General features: G+C 51.4%; 16 protein-coding genes and 5 pseudogenes. 11 read left to right on the forward strand and 10 right to left on the reverse strand.

Annotated features, from left to right (window positions below):
* Window positions 1-70: 70 nt before the first annotated feature.
* Window positions 71-775: pseudogene (locus tag KRAC_RS35940) on the forward strand (IS6 family transposase).
* Between the two features lie 260 nt (window positions 776-1,035).
* Here KRAC_RS35940 and KRAC_RS35945 read toward each other — a convergent pair.
* The gene (locus KRAC_RS35945; RefSeq protein WP_007915946.1) at window positions 1,036-2,274 is read right to left on the reverse strand and encodes an MFS transporter; all 1,239 of its coding nucleotides are present in this window, start codon (window positions 2,272-2,274) and stop codon (window positions 1,036-1,038) included.
* 219 nt (window positions 2,275-2,493) lie between these two features.
* Here KRAC_RS35945 and KRAC_RS35950 point away from each other — a divergent pair.
* Window positions 2,494-2,706 (forward strand): annotated as a pseudogene (locus tag KRAC_RS35950) (ABC transporter ATP-binding protein); the annotation flags it as partial.
* A 6-nt stretch (window positions 2,707-2,712) separates the two neighbouring features.
* Window positions 2,713-3,511 (forward strand): annotated as a pseudogene (locus KRAC_RS79910) (ABC transporter permease).
* Window positions 3,512-4,127: 616 nt separating this feature from the next.
* Here the strand turns inward: KRAC_RS79910 and KRAC_RS35960 are convergent.
* Window positions 4,128-4,778, reverse strand: a complete 651-nt coding sequence (locus KRAC_RS35960; protein WP_007915948.1) for an ankyrin repeat domain-containing protein — start codon at window positions 4,776-4,778, stop codon at window positions 4,128-4,130.
* Between the two features lie 61 nt (window positions 4,779-4,839).
* Between KRAC_RS35960 and KRAC_RS35965 the strand changes: the two genes are divergently transcribed.
* A complete protein-coding gene (locus KRAC_RS35965; RefSeq protein WP_007915952.1) occupies window positions 4,840-5,301 on the forward strand; it encodes a MarR family winged helix-turn-helix transcriptional regulator in 462 nt (153 codons plus the stop codon).
* 132 nt (window positions 5,302-5,433) lie between these two features.
* Here the strand turns inward: KRAC_RS35965 and KRAC_RS35970 are convergent, their stop codons facing one another.
* Both KRAC_RS35970 and KRAC_RS35975 read right to left on the reverse strand, forming a co-directional pair.
* Complete coding sequence (locus tag KRAC_RS35970) at window positions 5,434-5,943, reverse strand: MFS transporter (protein WP_052568825.1); 510 nt, start codon at window positions 5,941-5,943, stop codon at window positions 5,434-5,436.
* Window positions 5,944-6,319: 376 nt separating this feature from the next.
* Window positions 6,320-7,204, reverse strand: coding sequence for an AraC family transcriptional regulator (locus KRAC_RS35975; protein WP_007915953.1), 885 nt, complete (start codon window positions 7,202-7,204; stop codon window positions 6,320-6,322).
* 364 nt (window positions 7,205-7,568) lie between these two features.
* On the opposite strand from KRAC_RS35975, the gene KRAC_RS35980 reads away from it, so the two are divergent.
* From KRAC_RS35980 to KRAC_RS35995, 4 genes are all read left to right on the forward strand, one after another.
* Complete coding sequence (locus KRAC_RS35980; protein WP_007915954.1) at window positions 7,569-8,318, forward strand: sugar phosphate isomerase/epimerase family protein; 750 nt, start codon at window positions 7,569-7,571, stop codon at window positions 8,316-8,318.
* 21 nt (window positions 8,319-8,339) lie between these two features.
* Complete coding sequence (locus tag KRAC_RS35985; protein ID WP_007915955.1) at window positions 8,340-9,452, forward strand: Gfo/Idh/MocA family protein; 1,113 nt, start codon at window positions 8,340-8,342, stop codon at window positions 9,450-9,452.
* Window positions 9,453-9,686: 234 nt separating this feature from the next.
* Window positions 9,687-11,144 (forward strand): MATE family efflux transporter, encoded by a 1,458-nt coding sequence (locus tag KRAC_RS35990; protein WP_007915956.1) that lies wholly within the window; start codon window positions 9,687-9,689, stop codon window positions 11,142-11,144.
* 68 nt (window positions 11,145-11,212) lie between these two features.
* On the forward strand, window positions 11,213-11,824 hold the full coding sequence (locus tag KRAC_RS35995; RefSeq protein ID WP_007915957.1) for a maltose acetyltransferase domain-containing protein: 612 nt from the start codon (window positions 11,213-11,215) through the stop codon (window positions 11,822-11,824).
* Window positions 11,825-12,438: 614 nt separating this feature from the next.
* Here the strand turns inward: KRAC_RS35995 and KRAC_RS36000 are convergent.
* The 6 genes and pseudogenes from KRAC_RS36000 to KRAC_RS36035 all read right to left on the reverse strand — a co-directional run bounded on the left by KRAC_RS36000 (window position 12,439) and on the right by KRAC_RS36035 (window position 18,460).
* The gene (locus KRAC_RS36000) at window positions 12,439-12,939 is read right to left on the reverse strand and encodes a VanZ family protein (RefSeq protein WP_007915959.1); all 501 of its coding nucleotides are present in this window, start codon (window positions 12,937-12,939) and stop codon (window positions 12,439-12,441) included.
* A gap of 244 nt (window positions 12,940-13,183) precedes the next feature.
* A pseudogene (locus KRAC_RS79915) lies at window positions 13,184-14,093 on the reverse strand (IS3 family transposase); the annotation flags it as partial.
* A gap of 991 nt (window positions 14,094-15,084) precedes the next feature.
* Complete coding sequence (locus KRAC_RS78580) at window positions 15,085-16,023, reverse strand: PAS domain-containing sensor histidine kinase (RefSeq protein ID WP_338010141.1); 939 nt, start codon at window positions 16,021-16,023, stop codon at window positions 15,085-15,087.
* On the reverse strand, window positions 15,981-17,132 hold the full coding sequence (locus KRAC_RS76615) for a PAS domain S-box protein (RefSeq protein ID WP_040445584.1): 1,152 nt from the start codon (window positions 17,130-17,132) through the stop codon (window positions 15,981-15,983). The genes KRAC_RS78580 and KRAC_RS76615 overlap by 43 nt, the downstream gene beginning before the upstream one ends.
* Entirely contained in the window at window positions 17,119-17,325 is a 207-nt protein-coding gene (locus tag KRAC_RS76625) for a hypothetical protein (protein ID WP_040445585.1), read from the reverse strand. The genes KRAC_RS76615 and KRAC_RS76625 overlap by 14 nt, the downstream gene beginning before the upstream one ends.
* Before the next feature lie 430 nt (window positions 17,326-17,755).
* Window positions 17,756-18,460, reverse strand: a pseudogene (locus KRAC_RS36035) (IS6 family transposase).
* 260 nt (window positions 18,461-18,720) lie between these two features.
* On the opposite strand from KRAC_RS36035, the gene KRAC_RS36040 reads away from it, so the two are divergent.
* From KRAC_RS36040 to KRAC_RS36050, 3 genes are all read left to right on the forward strand, one after another.
* Window positions 18,721-19,728 (forward strand): zinc-dependent alcohol dehydrogenase, encoded by a 1,008-nt coding sequence (locus KRAC_RS36040; protein WP_007915971.1) that lies wholly within the window; start codon window positions 18,721-18,723, stop codon window positions 19,726-19,728.
* A gap of 12 nt (window positions 19,729-19,740) precedes the next feature.
* Window positions 19,741-20,568 (forward strand): sugar phosphate isomerase/epimerase family protein, encoded by an 828-nt coding sequence (locus KRAC_RS36045; RefSeq protein WP_007915973.1) that lies wholly within the window; start codon window positions 19,741-19,743, stop codon window positions 20,566-20,568.
* Between the two features lie 192 nt (window positions 20,569-20,760).
* The gene (locus KRAC_RS36050) at window positions 20,761-22,080 is read left to right on the forward strand and encodes an RNA-guided endonuclease InsQ/TnpB family protein (protein WP_007915975.1); all 1,320 of its coding nucleotides are present in this window, start codon (window positions 20,761-20,763) and stop codon (window positions 22,078-22,080) included.
* Window positions 22,081-22,142 lie beyond the last annotated feature (62 nt).

Below are 22,142 nucleotides of genomic sequence, written 5' to 3' on the forward strand. Positions count from 1 at the left end.
TCTCGCAGCAGGGTATTGTCAAGTTGATGAAGCTACACACAAAAGCTGAATAGCATGATAGAATACCCTCATGAAAAAGAGCGTCTCATCTTCATCCTACAAAGGGTATCGCTTTCCGCCCGTGATTATCAATCATTGCGTGTGGTTGTACTTCCGTTTTCGCTCAGTTTCCGTGATGTCGAAGAACTCATGGCAGAGCGTGGAGTTGTGCTCACCTCCGAAACCGTCCGTCAGTGGTGCCTCAACTTTGGCCAAATGTATGCCAATGAGCTGAGGCATCGCCGCGCAAAGCCGGGAGACAAGTGGCATCTGGATGAGGTGTTTTTGACGATCAAGGGCAAAAGACAGTATCTGTGGCGTGCGGTTGATCAACATGGCAACGTGCTCGATATTCTGGTACAGAGTCGACGCAACAAACAAGCGGCCAAGAAGTTCTTTCGCAAGCTCTTAAAGAGACTCAAGTACGTGCCTCGCGTCATCATCACTGACAAGCTGGCCAGCTATGCTGCAGCTAAGAAGGAAATCCTGCCCAGCGTCGAGCATCGACAACACAAAGGCCTGAACAATCGAGCTGAGAATTCGCATCAGCCCACCAGACAACGTGAACGAACCATGATCTCCTGGTCACGCTCAGCGCTTCCTCTCGGCCATTGGCCCCATTTCCGATCATTTCCGACCCCGAAGGCATCATCTCAACGCCTCAGAGTATCGTGCGCTTATACAGGAACGATTTGAGATCTGGAATGAGGTTACCACCGAAAAATCAGCTGCATAATGGGCCTTTTCTCCAGTTCCCACCTCCTCTTGTTCTCTCAGCAAGCGTTTTCTCGCTACTTCTCGCTACTTCAAACATTAACTTGACAATACCTTCTCAGGTCTGTATGGGGTGTGTGACCTGATTGGCGCCGATCTCTCAAGGTGGAATGAAGGTTGTTGCAACCATGAGTACTCGAGGGCCTACTTATATCACACCTTGTATTCTTTTGTCGTAAGTGCATTAAAAATACTATTGTGATATTTTTGTTGTTGATGCTATCAAATCTTTGCCTTTTCTGAAATGCGTATCGCCTCTGTAGGGAGGTGGGGTTCGATCAGCAAAGTACCCAGGCTGGCCAGCAGAATGAGTCCGGCTGCGATGGCCCAGGGCAGAGCCGGGTGGATGCTGAAGAGCATGGTGAACATGGTCGGGGCCACAATGTTCGCGATCGCCCAGGAGATCTGAAAGGCCGCCAGGTAGCGACCGCGCAGAGCCAGTGGACTGGCCTCAGCCGCCAGGGCGTTGGAGGTTGGCGCGTGCATGGCTTCCGCGACCCCCTGGACGCAGGTGGCAATGATGAGGTAAGGAATGACGATTGCGCGTGGCAGGGGGAGCGCCAGGACATAGAGCAGGCACCACAGCGCCAGGATGAGACCCGCCAGGATAATCGTACGCGTGCGGCGCAGCGAGCGCAGATGGCGAATGAGAAATGTCTGCAGCAGCGCGATCAGTGCCATATTCAGTCCCAGGGCGACTCCGGCCACCCATATCGGGGTATGCAAGGTGTCAATGGCGTAGACCGGCAGCCCTAATCCTAGTAGGCTGAGACAGAGAGCGAAGGCGATGTTGGTGACAATCAGCCCCAGGTAAGGACGGTCTTTGAGCATCAGCCTGTAGCTCCCCGGTAGCTCCCTCTGTTCACTTTCTGTGTGCCGCTCTATCGGCACGAAGAAATAGAGCATTCCGGCTGCCAGAAAGAAGCTGAGCGCGTTCACCAGCACAATGCTATAATATCCCATTATCCCAAGCGCCGCGATGATCACGCCGGTGAGCGCGGTGCCAATCCCCATTCCGACCGTTTGAGAGGTCCCCAGCAGGCCAAACCAGCGGTCCCTCTCTCCCTTTCCCGCCAGGTCGGTTGCCAGCGAAAAGTAAGCAGACCAAAAGATGCGCTGTCCAATGTTGACAAAGATGGCCGTGATGACTAGGAGCACCATATTGTTAACCAGCAGGTAGCCGAGAAAGCCCACGCCTTGTAGCAGTTGCGCAAAGATCACCAGCCGCCGGGCGCCAAAGCGGTCCACCAGCGTACCAGTGATCGGCACTATTGGTATGGTGAAGATGGTCGCGATACTCAGCGCTACACCCACCTCGGTGAGCGGTAGCGCGGCAATAACATGGAAATAGAGCAGCGAGAAAGGTGCAAATAAGCCAGTTCCCAATGCATCTATCAGAAGGATAAGTAGAAAGCTTTTCGCCTCTTTTTTTTGAGGAATACCCAATTGTTGAGCCAGCATGACACAAAGATCTCCTTCAGAGCAAATCCAGGACCACTTAAAACAAAGAGCTCAAATATAACAAACTTATCCATATTTAGCAAATGTATTTGGGGTCCCGACATTTCCCCCCCAAATCCTTAGCGGGGATTTGGGGGGGAAATGTCGGGACCCCAAATACACAAGAGCAGGTATACTATCTACCCAACAAACCTAAAGCATCCTCGAAGCTTATCTCACGGCATCACCGTCTTCTTGACCACGCAGTACCTGGACGAGGCGGAGCAGCTTGCTGATCACATTGCCATTCTCCATGAGGGAAAGATTCTCGCCAGCGGCACGCTCACAGAGCTCAAAAAGCGGTTTCCCCCTGCTCAAAAGGAGTATGTGGAAAAACAACCGACCCTGGAAGAGATCTTTCTGGCCATCATTGGCAAAAAGGAGGCACAGTAAATGGAAATGATACAGAACCAAACGATACAGAAACAGGAAACGATACAGAACCACTTTTTCAGCGATATGAGCGTGATGCTCGGTCGTTCCATGCACCATATCTTCCGCAGTATGGACACCATCATCACGGTCACGATCACGCCGATTGCGATGATGTTGCTGTTTGTGTATGTGTTCGGTGGCGCCATTCAAACCGGGACAGCGAATTATGTCAATTACTTGGTACCTGGGATCTTACTGATTGCGATTGCCAGCGGGATATCCTATACAGCTTACCGTTTGTTTACCGATGTGCAACGGGGGGATCATTGAGCGCTTTCGCTCCATGCCGATTGCTCCTTCCACCATGCTGTGGGGACACGTGCTGACCTCGCTGGTCTCTAACGCGATTTCGGTGGTAGTCATCATACTCGTCGCATTGCTTATGGGCTTTCGTTCGTCGGCGGGCATCCTGTCATGGCTGGCCGTCGTCGGCATCCTCGCGTTGTTTACGCTGGCGTTAACCTGGGTCGCGGTGATTCCCGGACTGACCGCCAAATCGATAGACGGCGCAAGCGCCTTTTCGTATCCGATTATCTTCCTGCCCTTTATCAGCTCGGCGTTTGTGCCCACCAGGTCGATGCCGCTGGTCGTTAGGGTCTTTGCCGAAAACCAGCCAGTGACTGCGATCGTGGATACCATCCGTGCGCTCCTGGCTGGACAGCCCGTGTCCCAGGAGATCTGGGTTGCTCTGGCATGGTGCGTCGGCATTCTGCTGGTGGCCTACATCTTTGCGATGAGGGCCTATCAAAAGCGCGTGTCATGAACCCCCGATTTTCAATCGGGGGCTTGGAGCCAAGCCGAAAGGCGTAACTTGGCTCTTGAGTACGAACGGACCAGATTACAACGCTAAGCGCTTAGCGTTGTAATCTGGTCCACCTCTGGGCTACTTTGAGGGCTTAGCGTTGTAAATTTCTCCCGCGGGCCTAATAGGCCAATTCACGCCAGAAATGGCTTGGTGCTCCCTTCTGTACGCTATGTGGTGTCAATGGGACCTGGATCGCCAGTGTTGTGAGGAATGATACGATAAAGGAGAGTATGTTGAAGAGGAAGGCCCAGGATACGTGTAAAATCGTAACTATTCAGAAGAGTGGAGTAAAAGCATTATTTCGTGCAAATGCTGTTATGTTCGCAGCCATATCAAGCTCAAAAGCGAAAGCGCATGCACGATTTGTGTCTTCTACATGGGTCTTCTGAATAGTTACGATTTTTACAGTGATCCAGGGCCTTCCTCTTATGCTCAAGGGCAAGCATATCTTAGGCCATTCCAGGGCCTTCCAATTCTGAGCACATGGGAGAAACATTCCCTTCTCAGGAAAACCTTCGCGCCTACGTGAGCCGAGGCGGATGCTAGAGGAGAATTGGAAAGCCCCGGCCATGCTTCAAAGCTTTGAGGTCACCTCGGCGTGCCCAGCTTCCCGCGCACAATCTGCGGCTGTATGTCCATCATCCTTAGCCAGCGTGGGATCGGCGCCATGTTGGAGGAGATAGTCTACCAGCGGGGCGTCACCATTCCGGGCGGCTTCCATGAGAGGAGTGAAACCTCTCTCCTGACGGGCATTCACGTTGGCGCCGCGCTCCACAAGGACGCGGGCAATGGCAAAATGCCCGCCGGCTATTGCGCTATGCAATGGAGTGACCTGCTGGCTATTGCGCGCGATAGCATCCACCTGGGCTCCAGCGTCCAACAACGTAGATGCCGCAGCGGTGTTGTTGCTAAAAAAGGCCACCAGGTGCAACGCTGTAAAGCCGTCTTGCGAATAGCTGTGGGCTAGCGCCGGTGCATCGTTCAACAGGTAAAGCAGCCTGCTTTGATCTCCCAACGCCGCCGCGTCGTAAATATCGAGCAGTGGATTGGCAGTGAAAAGGGTTGGGAGGAGGTCTGTTTTGCCTGTATAATAGGCCCAGAGCACAGGGGATACTCCTGCCTGTGAGCGGGTATTGACCAACTCGGGCTGCTGTGCGAGAAGGGAGCTGAGCTGTGCGTCATCACCGGCAGCGATAGCCGCAAAAAGATCGTTGAACTGAGACATGAACATTCCTTTCTCTCAAATGCTTAGCATGGCTAACTAATTTACAAGGATAGAGTATCACATGACAGATCAAGATTCAAGTTCTTCTGCGGGCAATCAGGCGGATATCGCCAACCGCCTGCATTCCGTGGCCATTCATCTGCTGCGGCGTGCGCGTCAGGAGGATTTGTTGACTGGATTAGCGCCAGCGCGTCTCTCGGCGCTCTCGGTAATCGGATTTGGCGGTCCATGTACCGTGACCGACCTAGCTGAAGCGGAGCAGGTTGCTGTACCTACTATCAGCCGGATCGTCGCGGCTCTGGTCGCGCAGAGGCTGGTTGAACGTCAGGAAAATGCCCATGACCGTCGCACCATACATCTGGTTGCGACGCCCAAGGGCATGGATGTGCTGCGTGAAGGGCGGCGCAGGCGAACTGCACAACTTGGAACAATGCTTGCTCAGTTTACGACTGTCGAACAGGCAACCATCGCTGAAGCGGTCACATTGATGGAACGCATGCTGCACAGCGCGAGCGAGGAATAGCCAGCTCATATTCTTCCAAATCTGTTTCGTCACTGCATGAGTACCTGAGTCTTGGGAACTCTTACCCTATGAGCGCCGCAGACGATGTCTGAGTTGAGCTGGTTGTGCAGAACACACAACCAGCTCAAAATTTTATCCCTCTATTTCCGTAGCGGCCTCCAGAGTTTGGTTCTCCAGGGAGGCGCCATCGCTGCGTTGGAGCAGGCGGAAGCCGCGTAGGAAGAAGAAGAGGATGGGACTCAATAGCAGGCTAGTGGCTGTCAGAGCTGCGCGGATAGAGACGCGCTCGCCTATGTAGCCGATGGCTGGACCTCCGCCGATTTGACCCATAGCGTCGATCATGCCTGCCGCCGAGAAGATGGTGGCGCGCACGCGAGAGTCGCTATTCTGCGTGATCCAGGTGTTATAGAGCGGGCGGCTTGCGGTACGCATGATGCCGACGCCCCATACCGAGAGCAGGGCCAGGTAGAAGTTTCCAGCCAGGGCAAAACTTACCATGCCGAGGATCAGCAACAAATTGATGATGGCTAGAGCATGTAACAGTGAGGGGGCGTGGTTCATGTTTAGACGGCGATTGACCAGCTCGGTTGTCGCGATGCCCAGGAGCGAGCCGACCGCGCTTAAGATGCCGAACCAGAGCACGGGGTTAATCCCCACAAGATCGGAAAGGTGAAGTCCTGCAGGAAATGCACAAGATCTCTGTACTCATTTGTCGCAAGGCGTGTTCATCCATCGGTTTTCTGTTCCCTGCTTCCTCTTCAAGATGGATGTATTTTACCACCTCTCTTTTACCTGAACATTCCATTTGCAAAACCGTGTGGCACATCCGTTGCGCCTGGCTGTCATGATTGGGTATATGTAAGTTGTAAATCCCAACAATCAGCTCGCTGGTTGTTGGGATGTAAATTTGATAATTAAATGAATGCATTGTTAAAAATTTTGACAATTAAATGGGCGGGAGATCCCCATGATCCGTTTTGGGCCATATGTTTTGCCCCTATGATACCAATTGAAAGATTTATGACAGTCTGCTTTTTCGGTAGACACTGGGGGAGATGCCCATGAGCTTCCGAAAGACCTCCGTATAATAGCTGGCCCCACTGAAGCCACAAGCCGCAGCAATGGCTGTAACTGTGAGATTGCCATCTGCGAGCAGCGACAGACTTTTCTGGATGCGGTAATGCAGCAGGTATTCAATGGGCGTTTGATGAAGGGTTTGCTTGAAGAGGCTACAGCACTTGCTGCGGCACATCAAGCCAGCTGATGCAATGTCATTTAAGGCGATTTTTTCTGGATAGTGCTTCTGGATATATCCAATCATGTCTTTCAGGTGGTTGCTCGGCGCGGATGAGCATTGATGCAAGCCGTTTTTGGCCACGGTATTTTCGTACAGGAGTAACCAGAGCGAAGCAAACTGGATGTGGATCTGAAATTCAAAATGATCTGATTGTTTCTGGGCTAACTGAAACATGGCTTTGATCAAGAGCAGGGCCTGAGACTGCCACGCCCCGTCTTGCGATAAAAGGATGGCATCACTGTCGGCATCATAGAACAAAGGATTGAGATAGTGGCTCTCGATATAGTCATTTCCTCCAAGCAGGGAAGGATGAAGGAGAAGCACGATAAACACGCAGTCACTGTCATCGACCGCATACCCGAAATGCAGCCGATTGGTATTGACGATGATGCCCATGCCTTGTGAGAGTCGGTGCACCTTTTCATTGACAAAATAGTGCATCTCGCCTTCCAGCACGATGATACACTCCAGTTCGCTATGCCAGTGGCACACGGCGGCTTTGTTGGGAAAGAGGGATAACTTTCCCGGGACGGAGCGGATCGGCACGTTCGGTGAGGTATAGGCAATGACTTCTGACAGGTCATCACGAACCGTTAACTGGAACACAGGCATCCTCCTGTTCAAGAAAAATACGATAGTTATAGCATCATAGCAGAAATTGATAGCTCTTCCAATAGAAATAGATTATTGTTATGGTATAGAAAAACGCAACGTCAGGATACCCCCACAATAAAAAGGGAGGGCTTCTCCTTGCTGAGCGCAAACCGTAGGCCAACATGCGCGGGCCGCGTGCGAGAAGTCTGCTCATCAACACGAGCACATGGAAAAGACTGTTGCGTAGGCGAGGAGAACATAGGCGGGGATGAGAAAACACCCCGTTTTTTTGTTCTCTCTGCTATCTATAGAGGTTTTTAGATGACGTTGAACATATGAGCCAGCCTGTAGAGGGCATTCACAAAGGTTTTTTCACATGAAAACAATGGCGTTGCAATTGTTTACTGTACGCGATGAAACGGCACGAGACTTCGCGGGTACGCTCAGGCGTGTGTCAGAGCTAGGCTATACAGCGGTAGAGTTTGCTGGCTATGGTGGTCTGTCCATCCCACAGATGCAAGCGCTACTGGCCGAAACCGGTATCCAGGCTCTCTCTTCCCACCTTGCGCTGGAGACCCTGGAACAGTGCTTTGAACAAGAGGCTGAGTACGCTCTGGCCATTGGCTGCCCGTACATCGTCGTACCCTGGCTTCCACCCGATCAACGCACAACGGAAGCGTTTACCGCGTTGGCGGAAACCTTAAACCGTCTTGGCAGCAAAGCCAAAGCGCGAGGTTTGACCCTTGGTTATCATAACCACGACTTTGAATTCGCGCCCATGAGCGACGAGAATCCCACGCTTGTGCTCGACTCTCTCTTCGAGCATACCGATCCTGCCAGTGTCACTTTTGAACTCGATACATACTGGGCAGCCTTTGCTGGTGTCGATCCCGTCGACTACCTGCAACGCCACTCCGGACGTGTCACGCTGGTTCATCTGAAGGACATGACACCTGAACGCACATTCACCGAAGTAGGCGCGGGCACCCTGCCCATCGCCGAGATTATTGCAGCCGCACGCGCTAGCGGAGCACAGGGCTATATCGTGGAAAACGATCAGCCACGCATTCCTGCATTGGAGAGCGCCGGACGTTCTCTGCACTTCTTGCGTACGTTGCCCGAATGAGTATAGGAGCATACAAGTCAAGTGAAGACAGAAGAAAAGGTTTCTATCGGCGTCATCGGGTGCGGAGCAATCAGTTCAATCTATCTCCAGGCTCCGCGCACCTTTGATATCCTGAGTATTGTCGCCTGTTCGGACCAGGTAAGAGAGCGTGCGGAGAGCCAGGCTGCCGCGTTTGGCATTCCGAAAGTGTTAAGTGTAGAGGAACTGCTGAATGACCCGGACATAGAGGTTGTGCTCAATCTGACGATTCCTAAAGCCCATGCTGAGATAGGTATGGCCGCGCTCAATGCCGGGAAAGCGGTCTATGGTGAAAAACCGCTGGCCCTTGAACGCGAGGAGGGGCAGGCCCTTTTACGCCTGGCTCGAGAACGCCGGTTGCGGGTCGGCAGTGCGCCTGATACCTTTCTGGGCGGTGGCATCCAGACCTGCATCGATCTGATCAATGATGGAGTAATTGGCGTGCCCGTCGCGGCGGCTGCATTCTTTATGGGGCATGGTCCCGAAGACTGGCATCCTGATCCAAATTTCTTCTATCAACCCGGAGCCGGGCCGCTCTTTGATATGGGACCCTATTACCTGACGGCTCTGATCGCCATGATGGGACCCGTACAACGCGTTTCCAGTTCAACTCGCATTACGTTCCCCGAACGCCAGATTACCAGTCAGCCACACGCTGGCGAGATCATCATAGTGAATACCCCAACCCATATCGCCGGTACATTGGAGTTTGAGAATGGAGCGATTGCCACCCTGATTACGAGTTTCGATGTCTGGCATCATCATCTCCCAAACATCGAAATTTATGGAACTGAGGGATCACTGCGGGTACCCGATCCAAATACATTTGGGGGGCCGATTCAGATCAGGCGTATGGATGAAACGGCCTGGCGTGAGGTGTCTGTGACACGGGGTTATACCAACAATTCGCGAGGCATTGGTCTGGCTGATATGGCGTATGCCATACGCACTGGCGCATCCCATCGAGCCAGTCAAGAACTGGCCTTTCATGTTTTGGATATCATGCAAACCCTGCATGAATCGGCGCGCGAAGGCCATCATATCACTCTGGGCAGCACCTGTTCCAGGCCGGCATCTCTTGATCCGAGTATCTTTGCTCAGGATGCTCTGGGATAAGAAGCAGCCTCGCCACATAGAGCTTTATTCATATTTGCCGGGATTTAGGCCCACCTGCCAGACTGGCGCTTGGACCGCCCCGCGCAGCACCTGTACAGTACATGACTTGATCACACACGTCTGCGCCTCAACAGACAAGGACTTTTGGCAGGTCATTGCGAACCGTTCACCGGAACGCAGATAGTCACCCATTCAAGGAAGATACGATAGTTATAGAATCAGAGCGGAATTGATATGGAAAAACGCACCATCAGAATACCCCGCAGGAAGGGGGAAGGGGAGCTCATACCTGAGCTCAAGCCGCAGACCAGCACGCGTGAGGGGACGCGTGCGTTCTATCGGACCTTGTTCGCCCTGGTCTTGCCGATTGCCTTGCAGAATCTCCTCACCGCCGTGGGGAGTTCTGCTAACGTCATTATGCTCGGTTCTGTCAGCCAGACGGACCTTTCCGCCGTTTCTCTCGCCAGCCAGATCCTTTTCATCTTGAATCTCTTCTTTGCCGGACTGACTATCGGCGCCACCATGCTGGTGGCGCAGTATTGGGGCAAAGGAGACACAGGAGCGATTGAGACGCTCTACGGGATCACCTTGAGGCTCTCGCTCTTGATTGCCGTGATATTTTGCGCGGGTGCCTGCTTGTGCCCGCAACTCTTGATGCTGCTCTTTACTTCGGATAAGGATCTCATCGCCACAGGTGCCTCCTATCTGCGCTTTGCTGGTCCTTCGTATCTCTTTATGAGCATTTCGCTGATCTATCTGTGCTTTATCCGCAGTATGGAGCGGGTCCATATCAGCACCCTCATCACCTCGATCTCCCTGGTCCTCAATGTTGGTCTGAACGCACTCTTTATCTTTGGACTGTTTGGGGCACCAAAACTCGGAGTCGTTGGAGTTGCTCTCGCCACGACCATCGCTCAAGCGTTTGGACTGGCTTGGTGTCTGATTGACTCCCGGCGCGCTTCCACTGCGCAACTGAGGCTGCGCGCGCTGTTTGTCCGCAGCCCGCTGCTTTTTCGGGACTACCTGCGGTATGCCTCGCCTGTTCTGGGAAACGAATGCGTCTGGGGTGGGGCGATTGCCATGTACGCGGTCATCCTGGGACACCTGGGAGCTGATGTCGTCGCAGCCAATTCTCTTGCGACCGTCGTTGGAGATCTCGCTACCGTTGTGAGCCTTGGCATTGCCAGCGGCGGAGCTATCCTGCTTGGCAAGGAAATCGGGGAGAAGCAGTTGGAGCGGGCCAGGGGGGACGCCTCTCGGTTATGCAAACTGGCCCTTCTCTGTGGCGCTGCCGGGGGCATCCTGATCCTGTTGACCAGGCCGCTTCTCCTTCAAATCGTCCCCTTGACGAGGGCAGCGTCTGGATATCTGGCGGTCATGTTGTTCATCAACGCCTATTACGTAATTGGGAAATCCATCAATGCGACGGCAATTGTCGGCGTGTTCTGCGCTGGTGGAGACTCCCGATTTGGGCTTGTCAATGATGCACTGGTCATGTGGGGCTTCTCCGTCCCGCTTGGCTTGTTATGTGCCTTTGTATTTCGGTTTCCTGCCATGGTGGTGTATTTCGTGCTCTGCCTGGATGAATTCGTCAAAATGCCTTTTATCTATCGGCATTATCGACGTTTTACCTGGCTCAAGAACATCACCAGGGATTTCTCATCAGAAGGAGATGTGGAACAGGAAGCCTGAACATGCTGAAGGAGACGACGCCATTCGTCGATGGCATATGAGTGAAAAAACAGAAAGAAGAGGGTCTTATGAGTCAAGAAGAGAATCCTATGACACAGAGAGAACGGATCGCCAGTGGGAAGCTTTTCACCGATATGAGTGAAGGATTACCAGAAGAACGACTCCGCGCCAAAGAACAGATGTATGACTTTAACCATACGAGACCGACGGAAATCGAAAAGCGCCACGAGTTGATGAAGGAGATGTTCGGAGCCGTAGGGGAACGCTGTTGGATCGAACCGCCCATTTATTTCTGCTATGGAATCAATGTGTTTATCGGTGATATGGTCTACGCCAATTTTAACCTGAGTCTGGTAGACGATTACAAGATTATCATCGGAAACCGGGTCATGTTTGGGCCCAATGTCACGATTGCGGTGACCGGGCATCCCATTGATCCCACGCACCGGGGATACATGTATGCTCTTCCAGTAACCATTGGAGAGAATGTGTGGGTTGGCGCAGGCGCGGTCATATGTCCGGGCGTGACTATTGGGGAGAATACCGTCATTGGGGCAGGCAGTATTGTCACAAAGGATATTCCTGCCAATGTAGTTGCTGCGGGGAATCCCTGCAAAGTGCTTCGAGAAATCAATGAACAGGATAGAATCTACTATTACAAAGATCGCAAGATCGAGTAAAGAAGGCGCAGTCCAGACAGCTCTAGCTGTCTGGACTGATCTTGCTCCAATGGGTGGGAGAAGGAAGAAGACACGGCCTCAATGGTGGTGTCTCGTTGGAAGCTTTCCATCACCACTTTAAACGTAAACTCCGAGGTGTACTGTTTGCGCTTGCTTGTCATGAGTTCGTACCTGCTCTCTTCGATTACTGTCTATTTTACCAGGTACGCAACATTGTGCCAGTGTCTTCTCTTCCTTCAACAGTTCTCGAACCACTTTGGCCTTAAAATTTGCTGTATAGTGTTTTCTCATCATGTGTTGAGTATATCTTATTTCCACCTCTTGCCGTGTTCAAATTCTTAGGGCCATTATACCTAAATTTCAAAGGGTGGCAAAATCCTGAAAATTACGATAAATTACTGAATCGGATACTCAGAGCTCTCCAGATAGGTGATTAATGAACTATAATATCGCCCTAAGACCGTTGCATATGGCCTTGCAGGCACCAATGGCTAGCATTGATATTGTTGCGTGTATACGTCAGAGCAAGCTATAATCGCGGTGCGAACTTCGTCAACAACGGCCAGCCAAGCAGAAATCGCGAGCATTTATGTTCGCGATTTCTGCTTTCCAGCCTAGTGCGCCGATTGATACCTTACCTTGAAGAATAGGAAACGAAGTAAGATAAATAATATGAGTAAAATTGTACCAGCCACAACAATAAATCGGTCTAGTTTTTCATTATCAACATACTTATTGCTTAAATCATATAGTATCAGCCCAAGAAACCCGCCAAAAGTATTCGTGATTACATCTGTTATATCTGTTGCTCCGATCGCGAATACAAATTGAATCATCTCGGCAGCAAGACTAAAAATGAATACAAAAGCGAGCTTTCGCCAAAAGTTAGCTCGTTTGAGATTGACACTTAAAAGCAAGCCGAAAGGAATAAAAACGACAAAATTATAGATCATCTCTCTCAAATTATCTCGCGAAGCACCTGCAAATGGAATCAAGTTAAGACTTCTAGTTTGATAATCTAATACTGAGGATAAATTAAATGAAAATTTGAACAAAACTAACCATAGCAGGATTAGTAGGTATAAGGCTAATAATGTTTTAGATAATGACTTCACTTGTGGTACCTCTGAATCTTTTAGCAATTATAGCATAGTTTCGTCGGACCAAATAGGCTGAAAAGAACAAAAGGTATGATGTCATCTTCATACAATCTAAGAATCGACGGGGAATTCGCGAAATTTGTGGCGGAGGGTTCTAGATCGACACGCTCAGCCAAATCCGACGCAAATGCGCGTCAACGTCATTTTTATAGTTCTGACCTCTGTAACCGGGATCATTTTTATAGTTTGGTTCTTCATTACTGATCTGCACGTTGGCCTGCAGAAGCAGATCACAATACTGCGGGCTGGTAAAATGGCTGCCCTGATCGCTATTGCAGATAACTGGAACAGCTTGCTTGAGCGCATACTCAACAGCGCTGAGCACGAAAGGCATTTCCAGCGTCTGATCCAGTTCCCAACTGAGCACATAGCGCGAATACCAATCGAGAACCGCAACCAGATACATCCAACCTTTGTGCATACGAATATACGTGATATCAACGCCCCAGACATGATTGGGATACTTACAGGTCACATGGCGTAACAGATAGGGATACACGCGTTCCTGCTGGCTGCGTCGGCTCAGGTTCGGGCCAGGATAGATGGCCGCAATACCCATCTCACGCATGTATTTGGCCACTGTTTTTCGATTGATCTGGATGCCCTCTTGTTTCAGTTGAACCGCGATTCGCCGTGAACCGTAGAAAGGATACTGCGTGTAAATCTCATCAATTCGATGCTTGATCCTCACTTCTTCCTCGGATGGAAGACGAGGTTGGTAATAGAGACTGGAACGACTCACACTCAACAAATCTGCTTGCACACTGAGAGGCAGCTCGCTCTCTCCACGTTCAATCAAAGCTACTCGCTCATCACAAGGGAGGCTCAATGCCAGATTTTTTTTTGAGCCAGGCGACCTGCGTCGTCAACTTCCCAATTTCGTCGTAGAGGTCAGTAAGTTGTTTTTCATAAGCAGCTTTCAGATCAGCAGTTGAGTCCTGTTTTTCAAACAGGCTTGGGAGGCCCTCCAATGCCTGTGCCCGCCAATTCTTTAGCTGCGTGGGATGAACCTCATATTCCAAGGCGATTTGTGCAATGGTCTTCTCTTCTTTGAGCAATTCTTGAACCACTTTGGCCTTGAATGCTGCCGTATACTGTTTTCTCATCATCCTTCAGTAGATCTTATTCCAGTCTCTTTCTGTGTTCAAATTTCTAGGGCCATTATATTGGTTATCTGAACACCTGGCTCCAGAAGCGGATCGCAACACTCGCCATGTGTAAATTCACGGCAGGATGATCGGGAAATTCTCGCCACATCTCGACCGAAGAAGTGGTAAATTAACCGAAGGATGGACCGATTTTGTACTGAATGGTGGAATTTTACACTGAAGCATGGAAATTGACGCTTCGGTGCCTGGAAAAACCGCTCCCCATCTAGCATCATCCATCATTCTTCTGTAAATTGACCGCTTTTGAGATGCGAGCGGCAAACGTCGCGCGTGAAGCAAGCTTTCGTCTGCTGAGGCTGACAGAAGCTGAGATCCCACGCTTTGCTGTTAGCTTCTGAGGAACAATGGAGCGGATTTGCACGGTAAGAGAGTTTCTTCGACCCTCTTTCGGCTCGGCAAGTGGCTTGAGCCAAGGGATGATCGTCTCCCTTTTGCGTGGCAGGAATGGCGTTGTTAGATCGGTACGTTCTCTCTTGTACCGCTTCCTAAGCCACTTTATTTTCCTTATCGTGCAAATCCGCTCCATTGTTCCTCAGAGGCCAACAGCAAAGTGTCTTAAAAGAGGTAAAAAGATAGAATTGCTAGAGAAACCAATTCGCCACCAATGGGTCATGCGCCTGCAGCACACCACCACACATGAAAAAGGTTTATACTCTCTACTATTGGTCACACGGATTCCCTTTTTTAGGGGAATACCTCGGCCATGAGCCATCGAATGAAACAATTTGCAACCCAAACCATCGCGAAGTTCTTCCTCATCTATCGCGAAAATACGTTCTGCACAGAATGGCACACGCAATAAAGTGGGTCGTACGCTCTTCTCGGAGGGCGAGATTGTCGCTCCTTTGCCACCAACCCGCTCTTTCCCTGACATCAGTTGGCGGCTCTGTCTCAATTGAGATGTATTGATGCGGCATGGACACGCTTCCTGTCATGTGGCGAGGGGCAAGGTAAACCAGAAGATGGAGCCTTCCCCAGGCGTACTCTCCACGCCCACCTCTCCCTGGTGCTGCTCAATGAGGGTTTGACAGATATATAAGCCCAGGCCCAGCCCTTTCCCAGAACCACTCTGCACGGGCACCTCCTTCACCTGGTGAAAGCGCTGCCAGATGTCCTTTTGGGCTTCCTGTGTGAGGCCTGGTCCCTGATCTCGCACCCAGACACGGGCAACATCCTCCTGAATGTCCAGCCCAATAGACACTGGCTGATTGGGGCTTGAATACCGGAGAGCATTCGTCACATAATTCGTCACCACCTGACTGATACGGTCCTGATCAGCCACCACGTTGACCGTGGTGTGTTCCGGCAAGTCGAGCAGGAGTGAGCGCTCAGGCGCGATCACCCGCAAATCCTCGACGATTTCGCGCACGATGGAGACCAGGTCACAGTGGCGCAATGAGAGCCTCAAGGTCTGGGCTGTGATGCGTGAAACATCCAGCAGATCGTTAATCAAACGCGTTTGCACATCAATCTGCCGAACAGAATCCACGATACTTTTCTGCAGACCATCGAGGAATGTGCTCATCTCTGGGGGCAAGTGGCCCGGAGTAGTAAGAACCCGTTTGAGGCGTCGTTGGACTAATTGGAGCATCCCTCTGAGTGCGACAAGCGGTGTTTTCAACTCATGGCCGGTCATGCCGAGAAAGAGGTCTTTTTGCCGTTCGAGCTCTTTGCGAACGGTCTGATCTAAGATGAAACAAAGAAGCAACGGCGTGGAACCTTCCCTGCGAAAGAGTGCTCGGCCAATGAGCACCGGCACCCGCTTGCCATCTTTCGTCACATATTCTTTTTCATACGGCTGAGCAACACCCGTCCTCAGCGTCTCCTCTATCGCCTGTGCGTCTTTTGCCTGAGCTTCTGGTGGGGTGATGGACGTCCACTCATCCGCCCCGCTACCAGCTCCTCTCGTGTATAGCCGATCAGTGAGAGAAAAGTATCGTTGGCCTCATGAATGTTCCCCTCCAGGTCAGTCATCGTCATACCGATGATATTGGACTCCATGAACCGGCGAAAGCGTGCTTCGCTCTCTTGCAGGGCTTCTTCTGCCTGCTTGCGCTCAGTGATGTCCTGCATATAAATCGAGAGTCCATCCTGCATTGGGTACACATGCACATCAACCCATCTCTGGTAGGTTGGATGGAGCGCTTCAAAGTGTATTGTTTGCTGCATTGCCATCGCTGCACGATAGTAGTATTCAAAAGGCGTGCCAAGAAGATCAGGTACCACATCCCACAGACACTGGCCCAGCACCTTTTCTCGGCTTCTGCCTGCAAACTCCTCCGCTTTTTGATTCATGTAAGTGACGCACCACACTGTATCGACATGCCAAAAACTATCGGTAATACTTTCGAGAATGGCCGTGACGGACTCCTCAGCTTGCTTGAGGCCCGTCATATCGATTATGGCTCCAATTATATGTATTGGCTTGTCATGCACATCACAGATAATCCGGCCCCTATTTCCCAGCCAATGCATGCTCCCGTCAGGCCAGATCACGTGATACTCCGTCTGATAGTCCGTGTGCTCGGCCAGAGCACGCACAATGAGCTGGTCTACCCGTTCACGATCATCGGGATGGACGATCTGCAGAAAGCCCTCATACGTGATGGGAGTCTCGGGTGACACTCCCAAAAGTGCTTTACAATGCTTGGTCCACATGATCTGATTAGTGACCAGATCCCAATCCCACGTCCCCACACCGGAAGAGATCACGGCCAACTGCACCTGTGCGTCACTCATCTGCCCGCTCAGTTCCTGCCTGGTGATATCAGTGCCACAGACGACGACCTCGCGGATGGATCTAGCAGACTCGCGCACCGGGATCGCACGCAGGCATACCAGGCGGTAGGCCCCATCATACCGACGAATGTGGCCCTCCCTCTTCGTGGTAGAGCCAGTGGCGACAGCTTGGATGGCAGCTTCTGCTATCTGAGGCTGATCGGCAGGATGCCGTGCATCCTGCCGATCAGCCTCGCCCAAGACACGCGCGCTCTTGCTGTCCGGTAAAGGTTTGCCAACTGGGACAGGGTTCTTGCATCGAGCCATCAGGAGTCACAATCCAAAAGACATCGGCACTCTCTTGTACGATGGCCAGAAAACGATACTCAGGTACCTCGGGACCCTGAGATGGTTGGTTCCCCTCTTTTTGATGAGGAAAATGAGGCAAAGACATAGGATCGTTCTCCCTCCTCACGTATCCCAGGATCACAGAGAACGCTCCTGTTCTCACCCTGCACGCCCATCAGAGCACAAGGTCACGGGCGTTGAGCTGGGAGCGCTTTTCCCCATGCAGCGAGTCCAGTGAGACAGATAGAATATGTAGCAATTTCTCTCTTCCCTCACATTGTAGAATAGGCGGTCAAAGTCAAGCGCATCGTTTCTTGTCCTCAAGCAGTGGAGCAAAACAATGCAGACCTCCCACGTTGTCTGGCGTGCGAGTAGGGCTTTTTCGCGGCTCATACGCACTTTTGATGATGAGACTGGAATGCGTGAGTAACTGTTGATGGAATGGTATTGTCAAGTTAATGTTTGAAGAAGCGAGAAGTAGCGAGAAAACGCTTGCTGAGAGAACAAGAGGAGGTGGGAACTGGAGAAAAGGCCCATTATGCAGCTGATTTTTCGGTGGTAACCTCATTCCAGATCTCAAATCGTTCCTGTATAAGCGCACGATACTCTGAGGCGTTGAGATGATGCCTTCGGGGTCGGAAATGATCGGAAATGGGGCCAAAGGCCGAGAGGAAGCGCTGAGCGTGACCAGGAGATCATGGTTCGTTCACGTTGTCTGGTGGGCTGATGCGAATTCTCAGCTCGATTGTTCAGGCCTTTGTGTTGTCGATGCTCGACGCTGGGCAGGATTTCCTTCTTAGCTGCAGCATAGCTGGCCAGCTTGTCAGTGATGATGACGCGAGGCGCGTACTTGAGTCTCTTTAAGAGCTTGCGAAAGAACTTCTTGGCCGCTTGTTTGTTGCGTCGACTCTGTACCAGAATATCGAGCATGTTACCATGTTGATCAACCGCACGCCACAGATACTGTCTTTTGCCCTTGATCGTCAAAAACACCTCATCCAGATGCCACTTGTCTCCCGGCTTTGCGCGGCGATGCCTCAGCTCATTGGCATACATTTGGCCAAAGTTGAGGCACCACTGACGGACGGTTTCGGAGGTGAGCACAACTCCACGCTCTGCCATGAGTTCTTCGACATCACGGAAACTGAGCGAAAACGGAAGTACAACCACACGCAATGACTGATAATCACGGGCGGAAAGCGATACCCTTTGTAGGGTGAAGATGAGACGCTCTTTTTCATGAGGATATTCTATCATGCTATTCAGCTTTTGTGTGTAACTTCATCAACTTGACAATACCACCACGATGTTGGTCACCGTTGGTGTTCCCTCTTGACCCCTTATTCCCCCAGATCCTCAAAGGTGAGATCGATAGTTGGTATTTTGAGTGGCGCGGGCACAGATCGTTGTTTTAGATAAAAAATCGGTTTTGTGATCAAAGACTTCAAATCGGAAAAGCATTAGATTAATCATGTAAGCGATAACAAAGGAGTGGACCCGATTGAAAAATCGCAAGGTTATATTCGTCAGCCCGCAACAGGTTGAAACCGTAGAAGAAGATTTCAGTCCAGCAGCCCTGGCTGATCATGAAGTGCTCGTCAAGCTGATTTATTCGCTCATCAGCCCGGGAACGGAGCTGGCGATGTTGTCCGGCAAGGAGTGGTGGGCCAAATTGCCGGTTTGTCCGGGCTATGCGAGCGTAAGCCAAGTCGTTGAAGTCGGGCGGGGAGTTGCGGACTTCAAGCCAGGTGATACCGTGTTCCATTACGGAAACCATTCGGAATATCAAGTGGTATCCGCAAGCCATATGTTTATCAAGCCTCCTGCCGACCTTGATTTAAGATGGGTGCCGTTTACCCGGATGGCGACGGTTGCGTTTACGGCGGTGCGAGTCTCCAATATCGAAGTTGGAGATTACGTCAGCGTAACGGGCCTTGGCTTGGTGGGAAACTTGGCCGCTCAGTTGGCTCGTCTTCAGGGCGCTTTCGTCATCGGCGTCGATTTGTCGTCCAAACGGATTGAAACCGCGAATCTATGCGGCATAGATTACGCGCTTAACGGCGGGAATGGAGGGGTAAAGGAGCAAATCCTGGCATTGACGGGAGGGCAAGGCGTGTCGACGCAGATCGAGGCGACGGGCGTACCCAAGGTTGGCGTGGAAAGCCTCGGGTGGATTGGGAGCTTGGGGGAGATCGTTTTCCTGGGCAGCCCGCGCGGGGAGTTCAACACGGATGTGACGGACGTTCTGAATTATTGCCATCTTTACAACCGGGGCTGCATTACGTTTAAGGGGGGCCATGAATGGCGATATCCGACGGAGCCGAACGCGTTCGTGAAGCATTCGTTAGTCCGAAATTCCAAAATCGTGTTTGAATTGATGAAGCAAAACCGATTGCAAATCGAGCCATTGCTTAGCCATGTGATCAAGCCTGAACAGGCGCAGGAAGCTTACGACGGCCTAAGAAATAACAAGGACGACTACAACGGCGTTTTATTCGATTGGTCCTAGGAGGAATAACAAGTGATTAGAGGACTAACACGGGCGGGTCTGGGAACGATCGAGTCGAACGAGCAGTTTATTTCGGGCGCGGCCCAATTTGGCTTTCAAGCGGTCGATCTTAATCCGGTTCATTTTATTCGTCAATGCGGACGGGAAAAAGCGGCGCACTTGCTGGAAAGCAAAGGGGTCATTATCGGTTCCATCGATTTGGATGTCGATTGGCGATCTAGCGAGGAGCGATTTCGCGAAGGTTTGAAAGCTCTGGCGGAAGCGGCCGAAGCGGCTATGTCCTTAGGCTGCTTCAAGTGCTGTACGTATATTTTGCCTTCCACCGATGAGGCGGTCGCCCCTTTCATGGCTGCGGCGACGCGCCGATTGAGGCTTTGCGCCGATATTCTGGGAGCTTTCGGCATTCGTCTCGGACTGGAATTTGTCGGCAGCCGGCATTTGCGGACGCAATGGGCTAACCCATTCCTATGGCGAATGGACGACACGCTGGATTGGATCGAGACGATTGGGGCGCGGAATGTTGGCTTGCTGGTCGATTCCTATCATTGGTATACGAACGGACTGACGGTAGACAATCTTTTGAAATTAAAGCCGGAGCATATCGTGCACGTTCATATCAACGATGCCAAGGCCGGGCCGATTGAGAACCTGTTGGATGCCGATCGCTTGTATCCGGGCGAGGGCGTTATCGATTTGCACGGATTTCTGCAAGGCTTGCAGACGGCAGGATATTCCGGCGTCGTCGCGCAAGAAGTGTTGGGTCCGTCTACTTCCGAAAGCATGGAAGAGCTGTTGGCAAGATCCAAGGCGGGATTCGATAAGGCATTCGCAAATTTATAACCTGTCGCGCTCGCGAAGGACAACGACTTCTGGTTTTCACCGAAAACGCCGCAGGATGCCCCTGCCCTTTCAGGCATGGGGAGGAATGCGGCGTTCCTTTGTAGGTGGCTTGGGTGGAATACGCCGTAGACATTCTCTCATCTGCTCATGTGTTGTTGACAGTCAGATGAAAACTATGGTATAATTCAGAGTATGAAAACGGTAGTAACAGCGAAACTCAAATTGAATACAACGCCCGAGCAATTCAAGGCATTACGTACAACGCAACTGGCGTATCGCGATTCACTCAACTATGTGAGCCAGTACGCCTTTGCGAATGGCAAATTGAGTAATGCTATTCGTTTGCAAGATGCCACCTACGAAGAGATCCGCCTCCGTTTTCATCTGCCTTCGCAAATGGCCTGTTCTGTTCCTCGCCAAGTTGGTGCCTCGTATAAAGCCCTCTGGACAAAGGTGAAGAACAATGCTGCTCATCGTAAGGCAGGTCTCACCAAGAAACGTTTTAAAGGGCTTGATCAGGCTCCTACGTTTCTCTCTCCCACGTTGACCTACCAGTATAAGAAAGACTACACGTTCAAGAAAGAGCAGCACGTGAGTCTTCTCACGCTCGATGGACGTATCGTTGTGCCCTATACTGGCTACGATAAGCACGTGGCATTGATCCAGCGTGGAGCGGAGATTGGTGCATCGAAACTCTGGTATGACAAGCCCAAGAAGCAATTTTACCTCCTTGTCTCCCTGGAAATGGAGATGGCTGATCCTACCCCCGAAACACACAAGCAAGTCGTTGGCGTGGATGTGGGGATGCGATACCTTGCCGTCACGGCGACCATGCAAGGCGATTGCACCTTCCATGCTGACCCCTCCATTGTTGCTCGATCCCATCACTCTGCACGGCTGAGAAAGCGTCTGCAAAAGAAAGGCACTCGTTCTGCAACGAGAAGGCTCGTTGCCATCAGTGGACGAGAGAGACGGTTGAAAGCAAACTGCAATCATGTCGTGAGTAAACGGATTGTGAAGCAATATCCTCAAAGCTTGATTGGACTGGAGCATCTGACAGACATTCGCGAGCAGACCAAACGACGGAAAGGCAAGCAAGCCAGTGCAAAACAGCGAAAAGCCAATCGTACCTTCTCCAAATGGGCTTTTTCTGAGTTGCACAGTATGATCGCTTATAAAGCGCTCTTGCATCGAAGTATGGCGATCAAGGTGGATGCCAATTATACCTCGCAGGCCTGCCCCAAATGTGGGCATACCTGCAAAGAGAATCGTCCTCACAAGGGCTTGCTCTTCGTCTGTCAGAATTGTCAGTATACGCTCCATGCCGATCTGGTTGGTGCAAGAAACATTGCGATGCGAACGCTTCTTATCCGGCAAGACTGGAGAGGAACGGGCCTCTTGTCAGTACGCCCTGATGTGTCGGACGATGAAGCCAAAGCAGCACGCCTGAAAAGGTATGCTGAGTTGCGGTGGAGTTCAGACACAACTCCAAGCCCTCGGCTTTCGCCGTAGGGTACTGACTTAAAAACAACGTCATCATCACTTTCTTCTGCGTTGTAGGACAGGTCGGGACG

It is taken from the genome of Ktedonobacter racemifer DSM 44963, assembly GCF_000178855.1.
GTDB lineage: Bacteria > Chloroflexota > Ktedonobacteria > Ktedonobacterales > Ktedonobacteraceae > Ktedonobacter > Ktedonobacter racemifer.

Coding starts and splice junctions, on each gene's coding strand:
- KRAC_RS35995 (WP_007915957.1), top strand. CDS start 11,213: ATGAGTCAAGAAGAGAATCCTATGACACAGAGAGAACGGATCGCCAGT.
- KRAC_RS35960 (WP_007915948.1), bottom strand. CDS start 4,778: ATGTCTCAGTTCAACGATCTTTTTGCGGCTATCGCTGCCGGTGATGAC.
- KRAC_RS36050 (WP_007915975.1), top strand. CDS start 20,761: ATGAAAACGGTAGTAACAGCGAAACTCAAATTGAATACAACGCCCGAG.
- KRAC_RS35965 (WP_007915952.1), top strand. CDS start 4,840: ATGACAGATCAAGATTCAAGTTCTTCTGCGGGCAATCAGGCGGATATC.
- KRAC_RS35980 (WP_007915954.1), top strand. CDS start 7,569: ATGAAAACAATGGCGTTGCAATTGTTTACTGTACGCGATGAAACGGCA.
- KRAC_RS35990 (WP_007915956.1), top strand. CDS start 9,687: ATGGAAAAACGCACCATCAGAATACCCCGCAGGAAGGGGGAAGGGGAG.
- KRAC_RS76625 (WP_040445585.1), bottom strand. CDS start 17,325: ATGTCTTTGCCTCATTTTCCTCATCAAAAAGAGGGGAACCAACCATCT.
- KRAC_RS35945 (WP_007915946.1), bottom strand. CDS start 2,274: ATGCTGGCTCAACAATTGGGTATTCCTCAAAAAAAAGAGGCGAAAAGC.